Consider the following 22,052-nt stretch of genomic DNA (forward strand, 5'->3'; position numbering starts at 1 on the left):
CAGCGCCGCTCGACGTCAAGCCAACCCGATGGCTATTGCGCCGTATCCGGGGTACTCAACACGGGGCTCTCGCTGAGCAGGTGCTCGGCGTCGATACGATCGAACAGGTAGCGCTGCGCGCAGAACTCGCAGATCACTTCGATCTCGCCATCGCGCGCTTCCAGCGCGGCCTCCACCTCCTCGCGGCCCAGCGAACGCAGCATCGCCGTGACACGCTCCCGACTGCAGCTGCAGCCGAAGGCGAGAGGGCGCGATTCAAACAGTCGAACCGACTCTTCGTGATACAGCCGATACAGCAGCTGCGCGGGCGCCGTGGCGAGCAGTTCTTCCGTGCCCAACGTAGCGGTGAGCTGGACCACGCGATTCCACGCGTCCGCGTCGTGAGACGCGTCGCGGCCGCCTTCATCGGGAACCTTTTGCAGCATCAGGCCGACGGCATAGTCGCCGCTGGTGGCCAGCACGATCCGCGCCGGCAGTTGTTCGGATTGAACGAAGTAATTTTCCAACGCGTCGGCCAAGCTCGCGTGCTGCAGATCCACTAGGCCCTGATAGCGCTGGCCGCGCTCCACATTGCCGATGGTGATCGCCATGATGGCTTCGGGCAGCGCCTGCAGCTGCAGCGGCTCGGGCAGCGGATCGTTCCAGCGAGCGAGGCCGCGCAGGCTGCCCTGGTCATTGCATTCGGCAAACAGCAGGCGAAGCGCACCGGTGCTTTTCAACTCGATCGACAGCGCGCCATCGAGCTTGATGTTGCCGGTAAGCAGCGCGCTGGCGGCCAGCGCTTCACCCAGCACCGCGTGTAGCGCCGGCGGATACTGCGCACGGCCGGCCACCTCGCGCCATGCCGGGCCCAATCGGACCAGCGCGCCGCGAATGCCTGCGTGCTCCAACAGAAACCGGTAAAGAACATCGTCGACTGGCAGCTTTTCCAAAACGGTGGTCCTCGTGAGATCGAAGTATCGGGGCTGCGCGAGCCGCACCGACAACTCTTTCAAATGGGGGCGCGGACGCTGGGGAACAACGCCGTTATACTCGTTGGACTTCCGATAGCGTGTCGCCCATGTCCGAGTTTTCCCGACGATCTCCGCTGCGTCGCCTGCTGCGCCTCCTGGCGATCGTCGCACTGGCCTGGTTCGGTGTGACGTGGCTGATGGTGCTGATGCTGCGCTTTATACCGCCGTGGACATCGGCCGTGATGGTGGAACGCCAGATCGGCGCATGGGTGCATCACGAGCCGAATTTTCATCTGCGCCATCGCTGGGTGCCGTGGAGCCAGATATCGCCATGGGTTCCGCTGGCGATGGTGGCTAGCGAGGATCAGAAGTTTCCCTACCACCACGGCTTCGATTTCGACTCGATCCACAGCGCCATCGACGAGGCCGACGACGGTGGCCGACTGCGCGGCGCCAGCACGATCAGCCAGCAGACGGCAAAAAATCTGTTCCTTTGGAACGGGCGCAGTTTTGTGCGCAAGGGGCTTGAGGCGTATTTCACCGTGCTGATCGAAATGACCTGGCCCAAACAGCGCATTCTGGAGGTGTACGCCAACATCGCCGAGCTGGGCGACGGGGTTTATGGCGTCGGCGCCGCCAGCGACGCGTTTTTTCATACGGTGCCTGCGCGGCTCGGCCCGTCGCAAGCCGCGCGCCTGGCGGCCGTGCTGCCCAGCCCGCGGCGCCTGCATGCCGACCAGCCCAGCGCGTACGTGCTGCGCCGCGCCGGCTGGATCGAACAGCAGATGAGCCAGCTCGGCGGACCAGGCTATATCGAAGGCAACGCGCCGCCACACGCTAAGCGCTGAGCGTCTCCTCAACCTATTCGCCTGATCGACGCTACTTGGTTAGCATGGCGCATCCCTTCCCCGGCGCCTGCCATGCCGCAACTCACCGTTGTTGTTCCCGCGTACAACGAATCGGATGTGCTGACGACTTTTCATCAGCGCCTGAGCAAGGTGCTGGACGGTCTCGCTCTGGATTGCGACGTGCTCTACGTGGATGACGGCAGCAAGGACGACACCTGGTCCATCATCGAGCGCCTGGTCGCGAGCGATCCACGCGCCGGCGCGCTCAAGCTCTCGCGTAATTTCGGCAAGGAGGCGGCAATGACGGCCGGCCTCGACCACGTGACGGCCGATGCCGCTGTGGTGATCGACTCCGACCTGCAGGACCCGCCCGAGCTCATTCCGGCCTTGGTGGAACAGTGGCGCGCCGGCTTTGACGTCGTCTACGCGACGCGCAGCGCGCGCGCTGGCGAAACACGCTTCAAGCGATTCACTGCAGCGGCGTTCTATCGCAGCATGAACAAGCTATCGGATACCGCGATACCTCGAGACACCGGCGACTTCCGCCTGCTGTCGCGACGCGCCCTCGATGCGCTGGCCCAGATGCGCGAACGCCAACGTTTCATGAAAGGGCTTTTCAGCTGGATCGGCTACAAGCAGACCGCCGTGCGTTACCTGCGCGACCCTCGCCAGGCCGGTATCACCAAGTGGAATTACTGGCGGCTGGCGCAACTGGCGATCGAGGGCATCACCTCGTTTTCCACCGCACCGCTGCGGCTGGCCACCTGGGTCGGCGTCGCGTCCGCCGGCTTTGCCTTCGTCTACGGTTTCTTCGTGCTGATCCGCGCGCTGTTCTACGGCGATGTGGTGCGCGGCTACCCTACGCTGATACTGGTCATTCTGTTCCTCGGCGGTGTGCAGCTGCTGGCGCTTGGCGTGATCGGCGAATACCTGGGACGCAACTACGCCGAGAGCAAGCGGCGCCCGCTGTATTTCATCGAAGAACACCGGCCGCCGCGACAGTCGAGCTGAACCACCGCGATGAACGGCAAGCGCGCACTTTCAACCGGCTTCGGCAGGTCACTACCGCCCGTCATGGCGCCGCAGTAGACTCGCTGAACTCGGCCCGTCCGGGCCTGCAGGAGACCCCGTCATGCACCAGGTCCGACATCTGCTCGAAAGCAAGGACAGCACGATTTTCACCATTGCGCCGGACGCCCCGGTGCTCGACGCGATCAAGCAAATGGCCGAGCACCGCGTGGGCGCGCTGCTGGTGATGCGGGGCGAGCATCTGCTGGGCATCGTGTCGGAACGCGATTACGCGCGTAAAGTGATCCTGCAGGGGCGTTCGTCGGCCGCCACGGCCGTCTCCGACATCATGCACAGCGAACCGCTTACGGTAAGTCTGGATACCGACGTATTCGACTGCATGCGCCTATGCACCGACAGCCGCGTTCGCCATTTGCCCGTGGTCAAGGACGGTGCTGTGGTCGGCGTGATTTCGATCGGCGATCTGGTAAAGGCGGTCATCGACGCGCAGGCCGAGCAGATCGAACACCTGCAGCGCTACATCACCAGCTGAAGATCGGGTTTATTCATCGATGTGCTTTGCTTTCGTCACCTGCTGAGGCGTCTCCGGCGCCAGATCGGCGGACCATCCTGCGCGCCGCGCAACGACAGTGGCGATAGCCGCAACGCCGGTGCCAACCACAGCGAGCCCTGCCACACCCAAACCGAACGCATGCAGGCCATTCACGCCGCTGGTGACCAGCACATCGCCCAGGCGCCAGACGGCCGTCTCGACGAAGTTCTTGCCCTTGTAGCGCGTTTCGCGCGGCACCCGGGTGTACAGTGAATCGACCGCCGGCTTGGTCATGCCATAGGCAAAGCCACGTGTGGTGACAATCATTACCGCCAGCACGGATACACCGTAGCCGAACAGCACGACACCGCCGCCACCGACCCACGCCACGCCGGCGAGCAATGCCACATTGACCAGCGACGCCAGCACCAACCCCCAGCCGGCGCCACGCCGAATCAGCAGCCATGGCGTCAGCGTCAGCTGCAGCAGCGCACCGAGCAGATTGGTGTAGAGATCCAGATCGTTGTAGAACGACGTACGCGCGACATTGCCGACGATATGCGCCTTGGCGTAGTCGGCCACCAGCGCATAGGCAAGCGTGCCGATGCCGTCACCGAACAGCATCAGCAGCGCCATGTAACGCAGGAACGGCCTCGTCCACAGTTCGCGCACGCCGGCCCAGAGCGAACCGCCCACCGCCTCGTCACCATGGCTGCCCGGCTGGCGATCGTGCTGCGCGGAAATCGTCAACAGAATGACCAGCGCCAGCCCCAGCGCGACAGCCGACACCACCAGCAGCGGCGCCACGCCGATCCACACCACCAGAAATTTGGTGATCAGCGGACCGAAGATCGCGCCCGCCATGCCGCCCAGCGCAATCAGTGAAAAGACCTTGCGCGCGCGCAGGCTGGAAAAGATGTCGGCCATGAAGCTCCAGAACAGCGACACCACAAACAGATTGAACACGCTGACCCACACGAAAAAGGCGACACCGAGCTGACGCGCTCCGATGCGATCCTGCGCCATGAAGGCCGGCGCGAAGGCGAGCAGCGACAGGATGAAAAAGCTGTAGCTCCAACCCAGCAGCTGCCTTCGCGGATAACGAGCAACCAGCAGACCGAAGGCGGGCGTGAACAGCAGCATCACGGCAAACACCACGCCATAGAAAAGCGGGAGCGACGGTGAGCCCACCGCACCGCTGAGTTGATCGCGCACGGGTCGCACGATGTAGTACGACGTCATCACGAAGAAAAACGCCACTGCCGACAGCATCGGTGCGGCGGATTGACCCGCGTCAGGTTTGCCCACAACAGCGTCACGAAATGAGTTCACGGGCTTATCCAGGGCGTTCGCAAAAAGACTAGCACGCGCAGATCGCGCTCCAACGGATATGCGTGAAGGTAGATAGACAAAGCAACGCAAAAACACGCTTGTCGACGCCGCTGTTTCTTTCGGGACGATTGACGCACGTTGGCCAGATGCCGGACGCGCGTGTCGGCTTCGGTGTGGCGATGGCGACGAACCAAGGCCGGCTCTTTATGTCAAAGCTCAAGGCAGAGCGCGCGCGCTCCGAAACAAGGGCGTCCACACAGGGTTCGGCGCCGCGTTACATCGACGCCTTTGCCGGCTAACGCAAAAAACCGTCCTATCCGTTGTGGACTGACATCCAGTGCTAGACAATCAAAGAAATAAGAAGTCGATTCCGACGCCCATACGCGTCATATCATCCAATCGCGGACCGCTCGTTCGCCGCATGAAACCAAAAAAACCATGCCTTTGAAAAAGTGTTTTTTGCTGATCGCGAGCATAGGCGCATTGGCGAGCCCCGCGGTGATCGCCCAGCCTGCCGTCACCGCGCCGCCGAAAGTCGCCACTGGTGCAGCGGTCGAGCAGAACCTGCCGGCTGCACGTATCAAAGACACGCTGGCCGACTATCAACGCTGGCTCGATCGGCTCGCCGACAGTGACGCCGTGGCTGGCCTGGCGACCGCGGTGGTGATCGACGACAAGGTCGTACTGGAACGCACCGTCGGCTACGCCGACGTGTCGACGCAAAAGCCGATCACACCCGACACCGTATTTCGACTCGCCTCGCTGTCCAAAGCGTTTGCCACCGCGCTGACCGGCCTGCTGGTCCAGGACGGCAAGCTGAGCTGGGATACCAAGCTGGTCGATGTGCTGCCGTACTTCAAGCTCAAGGACGCGCAGGCGAGCGCGCAAGCGACGGTGAGCGACATCCTCGGCCAGCGCCTCGGGCTGCCGCGCAACACCTACGACAGCATGCTCGAAGGCGAGGTGTCCTACGAAGAGCTCGTGCGCAAGCTCGATGAAGTGGACATGGCCTGTGGCGTGGGCCAGTGCTACGGCTATCAGAACGTGGCCTTCGGCATGATCGGCGACATCGTGCTGGCGCGCACCGGCGACTTTTTCTATCGCCTGGTCGACAAGCGCATCTTTTATCCGCTGGGCATGACCACGGCGAGCTACGGCCTGGCTGCGCTGGAATCCAGCCCGAGCTGGGCACGGCCGCACCGACCCTCGGCAAACGGCTGGATCCCGTTCGAGCCCACGGAAACCTATTACCGCGTCGCGCCAGCGGCCGGCGTCAACGCCAGCCTGCACGATATGGAAAAGTGGTTGGCCGCGCAGATGGGCGCACGTCCGGACGTCCTTCCCCAATCCCTGCTCGATGTGCTGCACACACCCGGCGTGGTCACACCGACCGAACTGGGCGCCACACCCTGGCGCAGCGCGCGACTGAAATCCGCGTACTACGCGCTGGGCTGGCGTGTCTACAATTACGGCGGCGAAACGCTGATCTATCACGCCGGCGCCGTGGCCGGCTATCGCACCATGATCGGCTTCTTTCCGAAGTACCGCGCCGGCGTGGTGACCCTGTGGAACTCGACCGGGCCAGTGCCCAGCGGACTCATGCCCATGGTGTTCGACAACCTGCTGGGGCTGCCGCACGTCGATTGGGCGGGCATCGAGAGCGCCACCGCGCCAGGGGCTGCAACAAAGAAAAGCGGCAAGCCCCGCAAAACTCGAAAGCCGCATTGATTCCGCAGCAAATACCAAAAAGAACGGCGCATCTCTGCACCGTTCTTTCGCACGCTGAATCTTCGATCAGAGGTTGAACTCGATTCTTTGCTCCCGCGTACTGGCGACAGGCTCTCCGTTTTTCATCGCCGGAGTAAAACGATAACGCGTCACCGCATCGATGGCGGCACGATCGAATAAGTGCCTGGGCTGAGAGTTCGTAACGTGGACGTCACTGGTGCGGCCATTGGGATCGATGGTGAATGCCACCACGGCCCAGCCGGCCTGGTGAGCGCGCAATGCGCTCGGCGGATACACGGGCTCGGCACCCTTCACCAGAACCGCCTCACTGGTTTTCCCGATAGCGCCAGCCGCGGCGCGCTCGCTCTGGCCGGCAGCCGTCGGCGCTGCCACTACGGCCTGCTGCTGGGCCGGTTGCGTCGCCGCACTAGCCTGGCGCGTCCTCAGCTGCGCCGTTTCGGCGGCCTGAACTTTCTGCTGCTCAGCCAGCTTGTCCGCTTCGGCCTTTTCTGTGGCGGCCCTCTGCGCCGCCAGCTGCTGCGCCTTCTGCTGATCGATCGCCTGCTGCTCTTGCTTGTCCTGCAGCTTGCGCTGAGCGTCGAGCTTGGAACGCAGGATGGTCAAAGTGAAGTTGGCCGGGTCGGCCTTGGCCAACAGATCGATCTGACGTTGGGATTCGTTGAAGTCGCGGGCGTTGATCACCTGCTCCGCGGATGTCGCCGCATACGGGAACGTTTCACGCAACGCATCGGCCGCCACCTGATTGCCCGGTTGCTTGGCCAATACGCGTAGATAGAATTCGAACGCGTTGTTTCCCGCTGGCGCGAGATAGCGCTGTTCGTTGATGGCCCGGCGCGCTTCATCGAGCAGCTGGTTGACGTCCATGGATGCCACATTCGCCGGTGGCGTCGGGGCTGCTCCAGGCGACGGCGCGATCAGTGCGGACGGGCGGCCTCCGGCGTCCTCCGCCATCATCTCCTGATGCGGCTTGATGATCAGAAACCACGCGCCGATCACCAGTACGGCGAGTACAACAATGACGGCAACAACCAGGGGCTTCGCAGCCCCGCGCGCACGACGACGCGTATCGAGTGAGTATCGGGTATCCATGGTCTCTCGCTTGGGTATCGAATAGATACCCGCGCTTTTCCCCCTGTAGGAGCGACCAGTCCCCTGACGGGTCGCGGCGCGGATGTGTGAAAGGTAACCCCAATGAGGCAGCACGGCAAATAGCGAGTGCTCTCAGCGTAAGGCCGAAGCGGCCGCGCCAAACCACCCAAGACGATTCGCCTTACGCCGCCACCGCGTGGTTCCCGCGATCGCATGGAACCTGTCAGCCCCCCCAACAGGGGTCGCTGGATGTTTCAGACTCCTGAAACGAAGCGTCCCGGCAAGCCGGGACGAATCTTTTCGAAGTGCTTTCCCCGCGCTGGGCACCGCGGGGAAAGAAGTATCGATGACCTAGTTTTATTGGTGTACGTGTTGCCTTGCTTACTTCTTGGAGGTCTTGGTGGCCTTGACCACCTTGGCCGGTGCAGCTTTCTTCACGGCTTTCTTGGCAGCCGGCTTCTTGGCGGCAACCTTCTTCGCTGCCGGCTTCTTGGCAGCAACCTTCTTTACCGCCTTCTTCACAGCCTTCTTGGCGGCGACTTTCTTCACGGCGGCTTTCTTGGTGGCGGTCTTTTTGACGGCAACCTTCTTTACGGTGGATTTTTTGGCAGCCTTTTTGGCGGCCGGTTTCTTTGCGGTGGTTTTTTTGGCAGTGGCCATAGTTCGTCTCAGCTCCTCATCAGTTGGCAGTGGTTGCCCAGTAAAAGCGTGCAGGAACGCCTCAACCAACAAGTCGCTGTTGGTAGCGTGCCGAAGGTTGTTCACTTGACGGTGTGTACGCAAATCGGAAAGCCGCCGCAAAACATGCAGCGGAATCGAGACGGTGATCTTGCGTACCGCGTTTGCCTTTTCACCGTGCTCGACATACGGCTTAATGAATTTTGCTGTTGCCATAACGCACATTCCCCGTGATCTGTTGCGAAAGCTATCCCTGAAGATTTCAGCTGTCAATTGATTTTAGCCATGAAATCAATCCACTTCACCCCCTTTGTAGCCCCCTCAAACCCCGGCACACCAACGCTTCCGGAGGCATAGACAAATATTCCTATGGACGTCCAGACGTCCATACAATGTTTTCATTCAAATACGCGAAGACATCAAAAACCCTTGTTTCAAAGGGTTTTAATACAAAACTTCTCTTTCCGGATCAAAATCAAGGTATTTCAATGCCTTGAAAATAGCGCGCAAATTTTTCCATCCGATCGCCGCCGCGGACATGAACGGGACGCCACTGGCATGACGAAAATATATTTTTGTCGAGCCAGAATTTTTCGTTTCTGAAGGCCGACGCTTCGCTCGAAGCGGACGCGAAGGAGCCTGCCGATCGTCCGCGGGTGAACCCGTCGAAGAGAAATCTTCGCGCCGATCGGCGATGTTTTTGCCGTCGCGATGTGTCATCTGGAGATGGAATCGACGAGCCGTCCATCGCATGCGTGAGTGTGAAAATTTTTCGGCTCGACACCTTCTTCCTATCGACCAGCCCACTGTCCGTCGCAGCCGCTCGATAGCTTCGTTTTGCGTGATCGAGAAATCGAGTGTTCGAAAAGATCAACGGCCGCAAAGGCGGCCGTTGATCTTTGACGCGAAAGCGAAGATTCAGTGATCTTCGTTCTCGACCAGCTCTTCGTATTCGTTGGCATCGAGCAGCTCGTCGAGCTCGGCGCGGTCGCTGGGTCGGACCAGGAATATCCAGCCGTCGCCGTAGGCGTCTTCGTTGATGGTCTCCGGCTTGTCGCTGAGGATCTCGTTGACCTCGACCACTTCACCGGAGATCGGCGAATAGATGTCCGATGCCGCCTTCACCGACTCGACCACGGCAGCGCCGGTACCCGCCTTGATGTCGGCACCGACTTCCGGCAGCTCGACATACACCAGATCGCCAAGTTGGCTCTGGGCATGGTCGGAGATACCCACGCGAACCAGGCCGTCGTCTTCGACGCGGGCCCATTCGTGGGACTTGAGAAATTTCAGATCGCCGGGAATCTCACTCATGATCGGGTCCAGTGGTTGGGTAGCAGGGGGATGGGTGGATTCTAGCCGCATACGGCGCAGCGCAAAACGTCCGGCGACTGAACCAGCCCGGGCGTGGATTTCAGATACCTTCGCAAGGCTTGCCGTCGCGCACGAAGGGATATTTCACCAGACGCACCGGCACCTCGCGGCCGCGGATATCCACGCGGATGTCGCCGGGATCACCGGCGGGAATGCGCGCGAACGCCACCGCCTTGTTGAGCGTCGGGGCAAAGCTGCCGGAAAGAATCTCGCCCTCGCCCTGGGCCGTGAGCACCTTCTGACCGTGCCGCAGCACGCCCTTGTCGTCGAGCACCAGGCCGACCATCGCGCGCGGAACCCCTGCGGCTTTTTGCGCCTCGAGCGCGGCCCGCCCGATGAAGTCGCGTCCTTCGTCCAGCGCCACCGTCCAGGCGAGATTGGCCTCCCACGGCAAGACGTCCTCATCCATATCCTGACCGTAGAGGTTCATGCCGGCCTCCAGTCGCAGCGTATCGCGCGCGCCGAGCCCGGCGGGAACGACGCCGGCCTTGGCCAGCGCCTCCCACAACGCGATGGCGTGTTCTTCCGGCACGATGATCTCGAAACCGTCCTCGCCGGTGTAGCCCGTGCGGGCGACGAAGAGCGGCATACCGCGAGGCCCCTGTGCGGCGGCAGCGGAAAACTTGCCGAGCTTCTCGATACGCAAACGATCCGCCTCGTGCAGCAAACCGATCACCTTGGCACGCGCGTTCGGACCCTGCACCGCAATCATCGCGAACTCGGGGCGTTCCTTCACCTCCACGTCGAAAGCGCGCGCCTGCCGCTCGATCCAGGCAATATCCTTGGCGCGCGTTGCGGCGTTCACTACCAGACGAAAATGCGAGTCGTCGAAGTAGTACACGATCAGATCGTCGATCACGCCACCACGCTCGTTGAGCATGCACGAGTACAGCGCCTTGCCGGCGACCTTGAGCTTGTCGACGCTGTTGGCCAGCAGGTGGCGCAGAAACTCGCGGGTGCGCGCGCCGTGCAGATCGATCACGGTCATGTGCGATACGTCGAACATGCCCGCATCACGACGCACCGCATGATGTTCCTCGATCTGCGAGCCGTAGTTGATCGGCATGTCCCAGCCGCCGAAGTCGACCATGCGGGCGCCCAGCGCGCGGTGGGTGGCATTGAGTACGGTCTTGTCGGTCATGACGGCAGCCTACGGGAAAGTCACGCATTATCGCCGCCTGCTCCGGTCAATCCAAGCGGCGACCATAAGCGCCACGTTTAGACGTGTTCAATCCTGTTTCGAATCGATCCAGCGAAAGGTGAGGTTGATCCGCCCGCCGATAGGTTCCCGCGTCTTGGGAATCTCATGACGATAAAGCCGCTGCGTATCGCCGGCCATACGCAGCAGGCTGCCGTGCGTCAGCGGCAGGCACAGCGTGTCGCCGCGCTGTACACGAACGCCACGCGGCAACCGGCGACGAAGGCGAAACGGTCGCGTGGCGCCAAGGCTCAGCGAGGCGATCACCGGTCGCGCGCCGAGCTCCGACTCGTCGTCGCTGTGCCAGCCCATCGAGTCGCTGCCGTCACGATAGAAATTGGCCAGCACGCTGTTGAAGGACGCCATGCAGTCTGTTTCGAGGCGACCGCGCAAGCTGGCCAGCGATTCCGGCCAGGGCCGCGGCTCGAAGCGCGTTCGCGAATAGGTATAGCCCGTACCCGCGTCGCCGATCCAGCAGCTCAACCGCGGCGAAGCGACCTCACGGCCGAACAGCTTTATGTAGTGCGTCTCCCAGGCTACGCTTTCCAGCAGGTCCGCATACAGCGCGTCGGCCTCGTGCGACGCCAGCCACCCCGGATGCAGCGTGATATCGGCACCGGGCAGATCGATACGTTGCGCAGCAGTTTTCGAAAGGCTCGACGCCATGCACTCACCCACTATCCAGCCAACGGGTTGCGCCCGCTTACGTCGGCGATCTAACGCGCCGGTTCATCCTCGTCATCGTAGGAGGGAACAATTCTGGCCAAAAGCTGTTCGCTCAGCTGCTGAGCCAGACTTTCGGCGTGCCGACCGGATGAAAGCAGGTGCACATCCGGCGACTCGGGCCGCTCATACGGCGCATCGATACCGGTGAAATTGCGGATCAGCCCCGCGCGCGCCTTCTGATACAGGCCTTTTGCATCGCGCCGCTCGCACTCCTCCAGCGGCGTATCGACGAAGACTTCCATGAACTCATCCTCGGCGAACAGCTCGCGCGCCGAACGCCGCTCGCTGCGATACGGCGAAATCACGCTCACCAGCACGATCAGCCCGGCATCCACCATCAGATGCGCCACCTCGGCGATGCGACGGATGTTCTCGACACGATCCTGGGGCGTGAAACCCAGATCCTTGTTGATGCCGTGGCGCACATTGTCGCCGTCCAGCAGATAGGTGTGATAACCCAGCGTGTGCAGCCGTTTTTCCACCAGGTTGGCAATGGTCGATTTGCCGGCACCGGAAAGCCCGGTGAACCACAGGCACAGCGGACGCTGTCCCTTGCTGCTGCCGCGTACTACCTTGTCGATATCGACATGCTGCCACTGCACGTTGGACGAACGGCCCAGCGCATAGTCGAGCATGCCGCAGGCGACCGTGGCGTTGCTTTGACGGTCGATCAGGATGAAACCGCCGAGGGTGGGATTAGTCGCGAACGCCTCGAAAGCTATATCGCCATCCAGCCCCATCGTGCAGTAGCCGACCTCGTTCAGTTCGAGCAGACGCGCCGCCAGCTTCGCCTGTGTGTTGACGTCGACCTTGTACTTGATCGACATGACGCGAGCATTCACCTCGCGCGCGCCGATCTTCAGCAGATAGGTACGGTTGGGCAGCATCACCGCGTCACCCAGCCACAGTACGTGGCAGTTGAACTGATCGGCCACCGGTGCCGGGCGCAGCGCCGTGGAAATGACGTCGCCACGACTGGCATCGACCTCGCGATCGAGACACAGCGTGACCGCCTGCCCACGCGAAGCGCTGGGCAGATCGCCGCCAGGGCCGACGATGCGCTCGATCCGAGCGGTTTGCGTCCCTGGCTGAATCACCACCTCGTCGCCGCGGGTCACGCTGCCGCCGCAAATCGTGCCGGCATAGCCGCGAAACGACTGATCCGGCCGATTCACCCACTGCACCGGCATGCGGAAGTCGCCGACCTGCGCCGCCGCCACGTCGATCGACTCGAGCAGCTCCAGCAGGCATGGGCCGTCGTACCAAGGCATGCGCGCGGAACGGCTGCCCACATTTTCTCCTGTCGGCGCGGCCACCGGCAGACATTGCACGCGGTCGATGCCGAGCGACTGCGCCAGTTCGCGATACTCGTCGGCGATGGCGTCGTACACAACCTGATCGAAATCGACCAGGTCCATCTTGTTGATCGCCAGCACCACCTGACGGATGCCGAGCAGCCCACATATATAAGTGTGCCGGCGCGTCTGCGTCAGCAGGCCTTTGCGCGCATCCACCAGCACCACGGCGAGTTCCGCGTGGGAGGCGCCGGTGGCCATGTTGCGCGTGTAATGCTCGTGCCCGGGGCAGTCCGCCACAATGAAGCTGCGCCGCGATGTATGAAAGTAGCGGTAGGCCACATCGATGGTGATGCCCTGCTGGCGTTCGGCATCGAGGCCGTCGGTCAGCAGCGAAAAATCGAGCGCGTCGCCGAGCTCCGCGTGCAACTTGCGGCTGTCCCGTGTGAGAGCGGCGAGCTGGTCGTCGGGTACCATGCCGGCGTCGTACAGCAGGCGACCGAGCAGCGTGCTCTTGCCATCGTCGACGCTACCGCAGGTAATGAAGCGAAGCAAACCCTTGGCGTCGGTCATCAGAAGTAGCCCTCCTGCTTCTTGCGCTCCATCGATGCCGAAGGGTCCTGGTCGATCACCCGCCCCTGCCGTTCGGAGCTGCGCGAGCGCACCATTTCATCGATGACCTCCCGCAGCGTCGAGGCGGACGACTCCACCGCGCCGGTCAGCGGATAGCATCCTAACGTGCGAAACCGCACCTCGCGCAGTTGTACCGATTCGCCCTGATGCAGAACGAAACGCTCGTCGTCGACCATGATCAGGGCGCCGTCACGCTCGACCACCGGCCGCGGCTTGGCGAAATACAGCGGCACGACCGGAATATTCTCGTGCTGGATGTACAGCCAGACATCCATCTCGGTCCAGTTGGACAACGGAAAAACCCGCACGCTCTCGCCCTTGCGGATATGCGTGTTGTAGGTATGCCAGAACTCGGGGCGCTGGTTCTTCGGATCCCAGCGATGCTGCGCATTGCGAAAGGAAAAAATCCGCTCCTTGGCCCGCGATTTCTCTTCATCACGACGGGCACCGCCAATGGCGGCATCGAAGCCGTGTTTGTCCAGCGCCTGCTTCAATGCCACCGTCTTCATCACGTCGGTATGCACGGTGGCGCCGTGCGTTTGCGGCGAGATGCCCTGGCGCACGCCATCCTCGTTGATGTGCACGAGCACCTCGACATCGCCGGCCGCGGCCACCTCATTGCGGAAGGCGATCATCTCGCGGAACTTCCAGGTCGTATCGACATGCAGCAGGGGCATCGGCGGGCGGGCCGGAAAGAACGCCTTGCGCAGCAGGTGCAGCAGCACCGAAGAATCCTTGCCGATGGAATACAGCATCACCGGATGCCGAAAACTCGCCGCCACCTCGCGGAAGATGTGGATACTCTCGGCTTCGAGGTCATCGAGATGGGAATGCGGCGGCAGAAAATCAGTGGTCATGGCCTGGATAAAACGATACGCAGTGGTGTGGATGACCGGGCGACCCGGGCGCGTAGATGCACGCGTAGATGCAAGACCTCACATGGTACGCGATGATCAGGCGATCACCGGATACGCCGGCTCGGCGTCGAGGGTGGCGGCACACACCGCGGCCAGTTCCAGCAGGCGCAGGTCCGAGCCCCGCGCACCGACCAGCTGCAGGCCGATCGGCATGCCATCGGGCAAGGTGCCCATCGGCAGACTGACCGCCGGGCAGCCGGCGAGACTGGCAAAGCTGGCCAGATCCGCCTGCGAATCCGGTATCGGGCCATCGAGTGCAAACGCACCCTGCGAGGTGGTGGGAAGAATCAGCACGTCGACCTGGGCGAACAGTCGACGCATCTTCAACGTGGCCGCATCGAGCACGCGATCGGCGGCAGCATAGTCGGCGGCGCTCTTGCCAGCGGCGTAGCCGAGCATGTCGCGGAAGCGCGGCGACACCGGGTGCTGCGCGTCGGCCAGATCCGCCGCAAACGTACCGAGCATCTCGGCTTCCATCAACAACAGGCCAGCTCGGCGCGTGCGCGCGAAATCCCAGTCGTCGAAATCCACCGTGCGCCGATCGCCCAGCGCATGCGGTAACTTGGCCATCGCCGACTCGAACACGTCGATCACATCCGGCTGCACGCCGATGGCGGCGAGGTCGGGCAGAAAGCCCGCGCGCAGATGACCCGGCTCCCAGTCCGGCAGCGCAAACGCCACCCGGCGCCGGCGCGAGCGCGCGTCGTCGGCGTCGTACCCGGCCAGCACCTGCAGCAGCACGGTGAGATCGTCCACACCGCGCGCCAGCAGTCCAACGGCATCGAGACGGCGCGCGGCCGGCACCAAACCGCGCGCCGATAGTTCGCCATGCGTGGGCTTGAGCGCGTAGACGCCACAGTAGCTGGCCGGAATGCGGATCGAGCCGAGGCTATCCGAGCCGATGGCCGCGACAGCGAGACCAGCCGCGACAGCCGCCGCCGCGCCGCCGGAGGAACCGCCGGCGGTATACCCGTGACGATGCGGATTGTGCGTGGCGCCGAAATGAGGGTTGTCGGTCACGGTGCCCAGCGCGCCTTCGTCCATATTGGTTCGACCCACCAGCACGGCACCCGATGCGCGCAGCCGCTGCACGACATGCGCGTCGTGCTCGACCGGCTCACGACGCCCCGGCAGGCCCGCGCGCGTTGGCCAGCCGGCGACGTCGAAGTTGTCCTTCAAAGCGATCGGAATGCCGTCGAGCCGACCGATCGCGCCGTCGCGGCGGCGGCGATCGGCCATATGCGCCTGGTCCTGCATCAGGCTGGGACGATGATCGATATAGGCATTGATCTGCGGGTTGATCCGTTCGATCGCCTCCAGATACACCTCGGACAGCGCGCGCGCCTGCACCCGTCCGCTCGCCAGCCAGTGCAGCAGCTGGCACAGCGTGGCGCGGCGCAGGTCGAGATCGGCAATCGGCGACGTCGAATTCATGGTCTCTCCTTGAATATGTCTGCCGATTATCGCGTTGCACGGTTAACAGAGTGCAAGTCCGACAGGGATTGGACGTTATGCGGCATGCGTTGCCGCGCCGCACACGAACCCGGACAATACCGCCTGATCATCGGTTTGCAACCGACCCACGCACAACTTAGTAACTACGGAGCCAGCCATGAGCGAGCGCGAGACGATGGAATACGACGTGATCGTCGTCGGTGCCGGGCCGGCCGGGCTGTCGTTTGCGATCCGCTTGAAACAGCTCAAACCCGAGGTCAGCGTCTGCGTGATCGAGAAGGCCTCGACCATCGGCGCGCAGATTCTTTCCGGCGCGGTCATCGAACCGCAGCCGCTGGACGCGCTGCTGCCCGGCTGGCGCGACAATCCGCCGCCGATCTGCGTCCCGGCAGGCGAGGACGAATTTTGGCTGCTCAGCAAGGACAGCGGGCGCAAGCTGCCGGTGCCGCCCGGGATGCGCAACCACGGCAACTTCATCGTGTCGCTCGGCGCCATGTGTGCGTGGCTGGCACCGCAAGCCGAGGCGCTGGGCGTCGACGTGTTCCCCGGTTTTGCCGCCGCCGACACCATCTTCAATGAGGACGGCTCGGTCGCCGGCGTCAGCATCGGCGACATGGGCGTGGCGAAGGACGGGTCGCACAAGGCCGGTTACGCGCAGGGCATCGACATCAAGGCCAAGGTCACCGTGCTGGCCGAGGGCGCGCGCGGCAGCCTGACCAAGCAGCTGATCAAGCGCTTCAAGCTCGACCAGGGCAAGGATCCGCAGGCCTACTCCATCGGCATCAAGGAGCTGTGGCAGCTGCCGGCAGGACGCGCCACGCCGGGCAAGATCGTGCACAGCTTCGGCTGGCCCGCCGACAGCCACACTTACGGCGGCAGCTTCATCTATCACCTGGACGGCGACCGCGTGGCCCTGGGTTACGTCAGCGGCCTAGACTATAGCGACCCCGACTACAAACCGTGGGAAGCGTTCCAGCAGTGGAAGAACCATCCGTCGCTGAAGCCGCTGCTCGAGGGCGGCGAAATTCTTTCCGCCGGCGCGCGCGCCATCGTCACCGGCGGCTACCAGTCGCTGCCCAACGTGGAGATGCCCGGCGCACTGCTGATCGGCGATACCGCTGGCTTGCTCAACGTGCCGAAAGTCAAAGGCACGCACCAGGCGATCAAGAGCGGCATGCTCGCCGCCGAACATCTGGTGGCCAATGAGCTGAAGCCCGCCGGCTTCGACGCCAAGCTGCGCGCCTCCGACGTGGTGGCAGAGCTTAAGAAAGTCCGCAACATCAAACCCGCGTTCAAGAAAGGCCTGTGGTTCGGCCTGCTGAACGCCGCGTGGGAAACCGCCCTGGGCGGCGCGTCGCCGTGGACGCTGAAGAACAAGGCCGACTGGTCGTCGCTGCACAAGCTCGGTGCGCAGGAAGAGCCAAAGCGCGACTATGTGCAGCGCACGCTACCGCCGCGCGACCGTCTCGCCGGCGTGTACTTTGCCGCGACCGAGCACGACGAGGATCAACCGATTCACCTGCACGTGTCGGACACGTCGATCTGCGTCACGACATGCGCCGAGGAATATGGCAACCCCTGCACGCGCTTCTGCCCGGCCAGCGTCTACGAGATCGTCGACGATGCGGCCGGCAAGCGCCTGCAGATCAACGCCGCCAACTGCGTGCACTGCAAGACCTGCGATATCAAGGACCCGTACCAGATCATCAACTGGGTGACGCCGGAAGGTGGCTCGGGGCCGAATTACCAGAACATGTGACTGCGTTGCCGTCGCGTCCTCGCGGCGGCAAGGTTTCGGATGTATCAGCGCAAGAGGTCGGCCGGGCAAGCGCCCTGCCGGCCCATCAATCCGTCCCACAGTCCGCGCAGCATGAAACGCAGGTTGCGCCAGCGCGGCCCGATCAGCACGCCGAACAGCAGCAGCTTCACCAGCACACGCGGCACGTCCTGCGCGATCCAGACGAAAGGCGTCTGCCGCATGCCGTACAGCCGCAGCCGGTTGCGCATCATGTAGTACAGCCTCGACGGTCCATGTACCACGATCTTGCCCAAGCCAAACGGCAGCGCTCGCCGCTCGTCGCCCAGGTGATGATGCATGGTCGCCGCACAGACGCCATATAAGGTGTAACCCTTGGCACGAGCACGGAAGCTCCATTCCATGTCGACATTGTCGATAAACAGCCCAGCATCCATCGCGCCCAACTGATCGATCACGTCCAGCGGAATCAGTGCACCCGAGCTGATCAGAAAATCGCAGGCAATACACTGCGCCTCGCTCTCGCACCACAGCTTCTGGCTGCGTGGAAAGCCCACGCGTACGAACGGCGCATCGCGATCCTCGCGCCGGTCATGAAAACGCGGGCCGACAGCACCCACCTTGTTTTCCGTTGAAAGCGCCTGGAGCGCCTTCAACAAAGCCGCCACCATACCCACACCCGGCTCACTGTCCTGATCCAGCAGCAGCACGTGGCGGCAGCCGTGCATGCGCGCCCAATCGATGCCCGCATTCTGCGCGAAGGCCAGCCCGACATTGCAGGGCTGACGCAGCAGGGCGACGTCCGGCCGAGTATGCTCTATGGCCTGCCGCCAGACGCCGTCGCTGGCGTTATCGACCACCACCACGGCGCCGACCTGTGGCGTCACGGCATCGAGCAGCGCGTTCAGGGCGGCAGCATCCGGCTGGTAGGTCACGATGACCGCACATACCGCGGACGTATCGGTCGCGAGGGTGTCAGTCATGCCGTAACAGATCCCGCAGCATCGAACGAATGCCGGTGCCATAACGTCGGTAGTCGCCCGCGTAAGCTTCCCGCAAAATAGGTATCGCTCGCCGATAGCGGGGCAGCCGGCCAATCGCCATGCGACGCTCGAAGTGCGCGCGCTTATATGCAACCTGGGACGCCCGTGCCGTGCCATCGAAGAAACCGGCCTGCGAAAAAAACGTTTCCAGGCGCCTCAACCGCGTCGCCTCGTCAGCCAGAAACCTACCGCGGGGAAGAATCAGATCCTGCCACTTCGTCGCCAACGTGCGCTTGCGCGCACCGATCTGGTTGCCACCGTGCTGGCGGTAGTCGATCAGCGGTGCGTCGACGAAATCCATTTTTCCGACCGCCGACACTACCGCCGTGATCCATTCATCGTGAATCCAGTCCGCTGCGATCGGCAGCGCCAGCCCAATCACCTCGCGACGCATGGCTGCCGTGGCGCCAGTCACGAAACTGCGCCGCATCACCACCTCGAACGCGCGGCCATCGTGGATGGCCTGCTTTTCCTGGGCGGTCATCTGCAGCGCCTCGAACATCGAGCAATTCAGCGACCGGCCCTGCGCATCGACCAGCCGCGCATCGCTGTGAAGTAGCAACAGATCTGGATCCTGCGCGAATCGCGCCGCCATCACGGCCAGCTTATCGGGGCACCAGACATCGTCCTGATCACAAAGAAACACCACGTCGCCGGTGGCCTGCCGCAGCGCCGAGGAAAAGTTTTCCACAAAGCCCACATTGCCGGTGTGTCTCGAAATCCTGACGTCGACACCGTGCTTCCCGGCGATTGCGGCAAACGCATCGAGCGTCATCATCGTGGCATCGGTCGACGCGTCGTCGCTGATCACGATCTCGTCCGGCAAACGCGTCTGCGCCAGCAGGCTGTCGAGCTGCGCCTGCAGATACTCCGCCCCGTTGTAGGTACACATCACAATGGAGAGGCGAAGGGGCATGGCTGCTCATTGAGAAAAGCGCAGAAACCGAACCGGACAGTCGCCATACGTCGTCTTCCGACCGCTGCGTCCAAATGCCGCTTGAACAGCGGAATCGTTTCAAACGGCAATTTTCGTGTCCGCTTTATACGACGATCGAGCATGATACTGAAGTCCTCACCCGTAAATCTGCCAGATAGCCGCTTCACAGGCCGGAACGCAGTCGGGCCGGACGTCCGCTCGGGTTAGAATAGTGCACTGTCTCATCGCTACACGCGTCCCCGTGGACATTATTTAGAGGAATCGTTGATGAAAATTCTGGTCGGCTACAAGCGCGTGGTGGATTACAACGTGCGCATTCAGGTCAAACCCGACGGCAGCGGCGTGGTCACCGACGGCGTCAAGCTGTCGGCCAATCCGTTCGACGATATTGCGCTGGAGGAGGCGCTGCGCCTGCGCGAGAAGGGTGTGGCCGAGGAAGTCGTCGTGGTCGGTATCGGCCCGGCCGACCTCACCGCCCATCTGCGCAACGGCCTGGCGATGGGCGCCAACCGCGCCATTCACGTGGTGACTTCCGACGCCGTGCAGCCGCTGACCGCGGCGCGGGTGTTTCTCAAACTGATCGAAAAAGAACAGCCCGGGCTGTTTATCGTCGGCAAACAGGCGATCGACGACGACGCCAACCAGACCGGCCAGATGCTCGCAGCCCTGTGGGATCGCCCGCAGGCCACCTTTGCCGGCAAGGTCGAGATTGCCGACGGCAAAGCGACGGTGACGCGCGAAGTCGACGCCGGCCTGGAAACCATCGAAGTCGAGCTGCCGGCCGTCATCACCACCGACCTGCGCCTCAACGAGCCGCGCTTCATCAAGCTGCCCGATATCATGAAGGCCAAGGCCAAGCCGATCGACAGCATCGATTTCGCCTCGCTGGGCGTGGAAGCACACGACCATCTGAAAACCACCCATTACGCGCCCCCGGTCAAACGCGGCAAAGGCGTGATGGTGAAGGATGCCGCCGAACTCGTTGCAGCGCTGAAGCAGAAAGGTTTGCTGTAAGAAGCAACCTGACATCCGGCCGCCGACATTTATATAGAAATCCTGGAGATTTCCCATGAGCAAGATTCTCGTCATTGCCGAACATCTGGACGGCAAACTCAATTCGTCCACCGCCCGCGCCGTGAGCGCCGCCGTTGCCGTCAAAGCCGAGTCCATCGATGTGCTGGTGCTCGGTGACAGCATCGACGCGGTCGCCGCCGATGCCGCCAGGATCGAAGGCGTCAGCAAAGTGCTGACCGTCGCCCGCGCCGAGAACGCGCACCCGCTCGCCGCCGTATTGGCGCCGCAGATCGCCAAGGCTGCAAACGGCTACAGCCATGTGTTTGCGCCGTCCACCACGTTCGGCAAGGACGTCGCACCGCGCGTCGCCGCCCTGCTCGGCGTGGCTCAGGTCAGCGACGTCATGAGCGTCGAATCGAGCCACACCTTCAAGCGGCCGATCTACGCCGGCAACGCTATCGTCACGGTCGAGGCCAATGCCGATCATGCCGTGGTGGCTACCATCCGCACGGCCTCGTGGCCGGCCGCCAACAGCGGCGCGAACAGCGCGCCGATCGAGGCACTTTCGCTCGACGTTACGCTGCCGACACATACGCGCTTCGTCGAACTTAAGCAGGGCAGCAGCGATCGCCCCGACCTGCAGAGCGCCAGCAAGGTCGTCTCCGGCGGCCGCGGCGTCGGCTCGAAAGAAAACTTTGACATCATCTACAAGTTTGCCGACAAGATCGGCGCTGCCGTAGGCGCCTCGCGCGCTGCTGTGGATGCAGGCTACGTACCGAACGAAATGCAGGTCGGCCAGACCGGCAAGATCATCGCCCCCGAGCTGTACATGGCCATCGGTATCTCCGGCGCCATCCAGCACCTCACCGGCATCAAGGACGCCGGTACCATCGTCGCCATCAACAAGGACGGCGAAGCGCCTATCTTCGAGATCGCCGACATCGGCTTGGTCGGCGACCTTTTCAAGCTGATTCCCGAATTGGAACGAGCAATGGGCTAAGTCGAGGGTAACCTCCTCCAGCTATTTGAGCCATCCAAAAATCTAGAAGTTCGGCGGAACTAACCCCAAGCAGCGAGGCGGTTTCGCTATGAAAAATCGAAGTTCAGCGAAGAGCAGATCGCTTTTGCCTTGCGTCAGGCCAAAAGCGGTATGTCGGTCGGCGCGATCTCAGGCCTCGGCGTGACGCGGGTGATGGATTGCCTCGCGCTCAGCCGTGGCTTGCCCAAGGTGATTCGCAGCCAGCGCGAAGCCTGCCCTTGGGCACAACGGCAAAGAGTTCTGTGGCAAGGCGATGGTCACCTGGGCGCACGAGCGTGGCGTGCAGTTACGCCTGATTGAACCGGGTAAGCCGAACCAGAACGCTTACATCGAATCGTTCAACGGCCGCTTGCGCGACGATGTAATGACCCACTGAAATCCTGCTCAGGTGTTACTTTCCCAAGGGAGCACCCCCATGAGCATCGTGATGGAAGAAGAAATCAAACGCTGGACCG

At 62.7% G+C, this 22,052-nt stretch carries 21 protein-coding genes and 1 pseudogene; 9 read left to right on the forward strand and 13 right to left on the reverse strand.

Annotated features, from left to right (window positions below; genetic code table 11):
* Window positions 1-32: 32 nt before the first annotated feature.
* Window positions 33-932 carry an Hsp33 family molecular chaperone HslO gene (locus tag HDE78_RS18980; RefSeq protein ID WP_179482422.1) on the reverse strand — a complete coding sequence of 300 codons (900 nt, stop codon included), beginning with the start codon at window positions 930-932 and terminating at the stop codon, window positions 33-35.
* A 128-nt stretch (window positions 933-1,060) separates the two neighbouring features.
* Between HDE78_RS18980 and mtgA the strand changes: the two genes are divergently transcribed.
* The 3 genes from mtgA (at window position 1,061) to HDE78_RS18995 (ending at window position 3,362) form a co-directional block, all read left to right on the forward strand.
* Window positions 1,061-1,801, forward strand: a complete 741-nt coding sequence (mtgA, locus tag HDE78_RS18985) for a monofunctional biosynthetic peptidoglycan transglycosylase (RefSeq protein ID WP_179482424.1) — start codon at window positions 1,061-1,063, stop codon at window positions 1,799-1,801.
* Window positions 1,802-1,873: 72 nt separating this feature from the next.
* Window positions 1,874-2,812, forward strand: a complete 939-nt coding sequence (locus HDE78_RS18990; protein ID WP_179482426.1) for a glycosyltransferase family 2 protein — start codon at window positions 1,874-1,876, stop codon at window positions 2,810-2,812.
* Between the two features lie 121 nt (window positions 2,813-2,933).
* Window positions 2,934-3,362 carry a CBS domain-containing protein gene (locus tag HDE78_RS18995; RefSeq protein WP_179482428.1) on the forward strand — a complete coding sequence of 143 codons (429 nt, stop codon included), beginning with the start codon at window positions 2,934-2,936 and terminating at the stop codon, window positions 3,360-3,362.
* A 9-nt stretch (window positions 3,363-3,371) separates the two neighbouring features.
* Here the strand turns inward: HDE78_RS18995 and HDE78_RS19000 are convergent, their stop codons facing one another.
* Window positions 3,372-4,634 carry an MFS transporter gene (locus tag HDE78_RS19000; protein ID WP_179482473.1) on the reverse strand — a complete coding sequence of 421 codons (1,263 nt, stop codon included), beginning with the start codon at window positions 4,632-4,634 and terminating at the stop codon, window positions 3,372-3,374.
* A 158-nt stretch (window positions 4,635-4,792) separates the two neighbouring features.
* Here HDE78_RS19000 and HDE78_RS19005 point away from each other — a divergent pair, with 158 nt between their 5' ends.
* Together HDE78_RS19005 and HDE78_RS19010 are read left to right on the forward strand one after the other, a co-directional pair.
* On the forward strand, window positions 4,793-4,993 hold the full coding sequence (locus tag HDE78_RS19005; protein WP_179482430.1) for a hypothetical protein: 201 nt from the start codon (window positions 4,793-4,795) through the stop codon (window positions 4,991-4,993).
* A 139-nt stretch (window positions 4,994-5,132) separates the two neighbouring features.
* Window positions 5,133-6,422, forward strand: coding sequence for a serine hydrolase domain-containing protein (locus HDE78_RS19010; RefSeq protein ID WP_179482432.1), 1,290 nt, complete (start codon window positions 5,133-5,135; stop codon window positions 6,420-6,422).
* A gap of 66 nt (window positions 6,423-6,488) precedes the next feature.
* Here the strand turns inward: HDE78_RS19010 and HDE78_RS19015 are convergent, their stop codons facing one another.
* From HDE78_RS19015 to HDE78_RS19055, 9 genes are all read right to left on the reverse strand, one after another.
* Window positions 6,489-7,532 (reverse strand): energy transducer TonB, encoded by a 1,044-nt coding sequence (locus HDE78_RS19015; RefSeq protein ID WP_179482434.1) that lies wholly within the window; start codon window positions 7,530-7,532, stop codon window positions 6,489-6,491.
* Between the two features lie 381 nt (window positions 7,533-7,913).
* Window positions 7,914-8,426 (reverse strand): met regulon transcriptional regulator MetJ, encoded by a 513-nt coding sequence (gene metJ, locus HDE78_RS19020; RefSeq protein ID WP_179482436.1) that lies wholly within the window; start codon window positions 8,424-8,426, stop codon window positions 7,914-7,916.
* A gap of 228 nt (window positions 8,427-8,654) precedes the next feature.
* Window positions 8,655-8,930 (reverse strand): hypothetical protein, encoded by a 276-nt coding sequence (locus HDE78_RS19025; protein ID WP_179482438.1) that lies wholly within the window; start codon window positions 8,928-8,930, stop codon window positions 8,655-8,657.
* Window positions 8,931-9,128: 198 nt separating this feature from the next.
* A complete protein-coding gene (gcvH, locus tag HDE78_RS19030) occupies window positions 9,129-9,524 on the reverse strand; it encodes a glycine cleavage system protein GcvH (RefSeq protein ID WP_179482440.1) in 396 nt (131 codons plus the stop codon).
* Window positions 9,525-9,624: 100 nt separating this feature from the next.
* A complete protein-coding gene (gene gcvT, locus HDE78_RS19035; RefSeq protein WP_179482442.1) occupies window positions 9,625-10,725 on the reverse strand; it encodes a glycine cleavage system aminomethyltransferase GcvT in 1,101 nt (366 codons plus the stop codon).
* 87 nt (window positions 10,726-10,812) lie between these two features.
* Window positions 10,813-11,448 (reverse strand): alpha-ketoglutarate-dependent dioxygenase AlkB, encoded by a 636-nt coding sequence (locus HDE78_RS19040; RefSeq protein ID WP_179482444.1) that lies wholly within the window; start codon window positions 11,446-11,448, stop codon window positions 10,813-10,815.
* 50 nt (window positions 11,449-11,498) lie between these two features.
* Entirely contained in the window at window positions 11,499-13,376 is a 1,878-nt protein-coding gene (gene cysC / locus HDE78_RS19045) for an adenylyl-sulfate kinase (RefSeq protein ID WP_179482447.1), read from the reverse strand.
* Window positions 13,376-14,293, reverse strand: coding sequence for a sulfate adenylyltransferase subunit CysD (gene cysD / locus HDE78_RS19050; protein WP_179482449.1), 918 nt, complete (start codon window positions 14,291-14,293; stop codon window positions 13,376-13,378). The genes cysC and cysD overlap by 1 nt, the downstream gene beginning before the upstream one ends.
* Window positions 14,294-14,389: 96 nt before the next feature.
* Window positions 14,390-15,787 carry an amidase gene (locus HDE78_RS19055; protein WP_179482451.1) on the reverse strand — a complete coding sequence of 466 codons (1,398 nt, stop codon included), beginning with the start codon at window positions 15,785-15,787 and terminating at the stop codon, window positions 14,390-14,392.
* A gap of 178 nt (window positions 15,788-15,965) precedes the next feature.
* Here HDE78_RS19055 and HDE78_RS19060 point away from each other — a divergent pair, with 178 nt between their 5' ends.
* Window positions 15,966-17,567, forward strand: coding sequence for an electron transfer flavoprotein-ubiquinone oxidoreductase (locus HDE78_RS19060; RefSeq protein ID WP_179482453.1), 1,602 nt, complete (start codon window positions 15,966-15,968; stop codon window positions 17,565-17,567).
* A 44-nt stretch (window positions 17,568-17,611) separates the two neighbouring features.
* Here the strand turns inward: HDE78_RS19060 and HDE78_RS19065 are convergent, their stop codons facing one another.
* Both HDE78_RS19065 and HDE78_RS19070 read right to left on the reverse strand, forming a co-directional pair.
* The gene (locus HDE78_RS19065) at window positions 17,612-18,547 is read right to left on the reverse strand and encodes a glycosyltransferase family 2 protein (RefSeq protein WP_179482455.1); all 936 of its coding nucleotides are present in this window, start codon (window positions 18,545-18,547) and stop codon (window positions 17,612-17,614) included.
* A complete protein-coding gene (locus tag HDE78_RS19070) occupies window positions 18,540-19,523 on the reverse strand; it encodes a glycosyltransferase family 2 protein (RefSeq protein ID WP_255457911.1) in 984 nt (327 codons plus the stop codon). The genes HDE78_RS19065 and HDE78_RS19070 overlap by 8 nt, the downstream gene beginning before the upstream one ends.
* Before the next feature lie 288 nt (window positions 19,524-19,811).
* On the opposite strand from HDE78_RS19070, the gene HDE78_RS19075 reads away from it, so the two are divergent.
* The 3 genes and pseudogenes from HDE78_RS19075 to HDE78_RS19085 form a co-directional block, all read left to right on the forward strand.
* Complete coding sequence (locus HDE78_RS19075; RefSeq protein ID WP_179482457.1) at window positions 19,812-20,558, forward strand: electron transfer flavoprotein subunit beta/FixA family protein; 747 nt, start codon at window positions 19,812-19,814, stop codon at window positions 20,556-20,558.
* 55 nt (window positions 20,559-20,613) lie between these two features.
* Window positions 20,614-21,558: an FAD-binding protein gene (locus HDE78_RS19080; protein WP_179482459.1), complete on the forward strand. Its 945-nt coding sequence runs from the start codon at window positions 20,614-20,616 to the stop codon at window positions 21,556-21,558.
* Between the two features lie 165 nt (window positions 21,559-21,723).
* Window positions 21,724-21,958: pseudogene (locus HDE78_RS19085) on the forward strand (integrase core domain-containing protein); the annotation flags it as partial.
* Window positions 21,959-22,052: the final 94 nt, after the last annotated feature.

Origin of the sequence: Rhodanobacter sp. K2T2 (assembly GCF_013408815.1) — a bacterium.
GTDB lineage: Bacteria > Pseudomonadota > Gammaproteobacteria > Xanthomonadales > Rhodanobacteraceae > Rhodanobacter.

Bases quoted from the DNA above. Each gene is read 5' to 3' on its own strand.
- mtgA (WP_179482424.1), top strand. From the start codon at position 1,061: ATGTCCGAGTTTTCCCGACGATCTCCGCTGCGTCGCCTGCTGCGCCTC.
- HDE78_RS18990 (WP_179482426.1), top strand. From the start codon at position 1,874: ATGCCGCAACTCACCGTTGTTGTTCCCGCGTACAACGAATCGGATGTG.
- HDE78_RS18995 (WP_179482428.1), top strand. From the start codon at position 2,934: ATGCACCAGGTCCGACATCTGCTCGAAAGCAAGGACAGCACGATTTTC.
- HDE78_RS19000 (WP_179482473.1), bottom strand. From the start codon at position 4,634: ATGCTGTCGGCAGTGGCGTTTTTCTTCGTGATGACGTCGTACTACATC.
- HDE78_RS19010 (WP_179482432.1), top strand. From the start codon at position 5,133: ATGCCTTTGAAAAAGTGTTTTTTGCTGATCGCGAGCATAGGCGCATTG.
- HDE78_RS19015 (WP_179482434.1), bottom strand. From the start codon at position 7,532: ATGGATACCCGATACTCACTCGATACGCGTCGTCGTGCGCGCGGGGCT.
- metJ (WP_179482436.1), bottom strand. From the start codon at position 8,426: ATGGCAACAGCAAAATTCATTAAGCCGTATGTCGAGCACGGTGAAAAG.
- HDE78_RS19025 (WP_179482438.1), bottom strand. From the start codon at position 8,930: ATGACACATCGCGACGGCAAAAACATCGCCGATCGGCGCGAAGATTTC.
- gcvH (WP_179482440.1), bottom strand. From the start codon at position 9,524: ATGAGTGAGATTCCCGGCGATCTGAAATTTCTCAAGTCCCACGAATGG.
- gcvT (WP_179482442.1), bottom strand. From the start codon at position 10,725: ATGACCGACAAGACCGTACTCAATGCCACCCACCGCGCGCTGGGCGCC.
- HDE78_RS19040 (WP_179482444.1), bottom strand. From the start codon at position 11,448: ATGGCGTCGAGCCTTTCGAAAACTGCTGCGCAACGTATCGATCTGCCC.
- cysC (WP_179482447.1), bottom strand. From the start codon at position 13,376: ATGACCGACGCCAAGGGTTTGCTTCGCTTCATTACCTGCGGTAGCGTC.
- cysD (WP_179482449.1), bottom strand. From the start codon at position 14,293: ATGACCACTGATTTTCTGCCGCCGCATTCCCATCTCGATGACCTCGAA.
- HDE78_RS19055 (WP_179482451.1), bottom strand. From the start codon at position 15,787: ATGAATTCGACGTCGCCGATTGCCGATCTCGACCTGCGCCGCGCCACG.
- HDE78_RS19060 (WP_179482453.1), top strand. From the start codon at position 15,966: ATGAGCGAGCGCGAGACGATGGAATACGACGTGATCGTCGTCGGTGCC.
- HDE78_RS19065 (WP_179482455.1), bottom strand. From the start codon at position 18,547: ATGACTGACACCCTCGCGACCGATACGTCCGCGGTATGTGCGGTCATC.
- HDE78_RS19070 (WP_255457911.1), bottom strand. From the start codon at position 19,523: ATGCCCCTTCGCCTCTCCATTGTGATGTGTACCTACAACGGGGCGGAG.
- HDE78_RS19075 (WP_179482457.1), top strand. From the start codon at position 19,812: ATGAAAATTCTGGTCGGCTACAAGCGCGTGGTGGATTACAACGTGCGC.
- HDE78_RS19080 (WP_179482459.1), top strand. From the start codon at position 20,614: ATGAGCAAGATTCTCGTCATTGCCGAACATCTGGACGGCAAACTCAAT.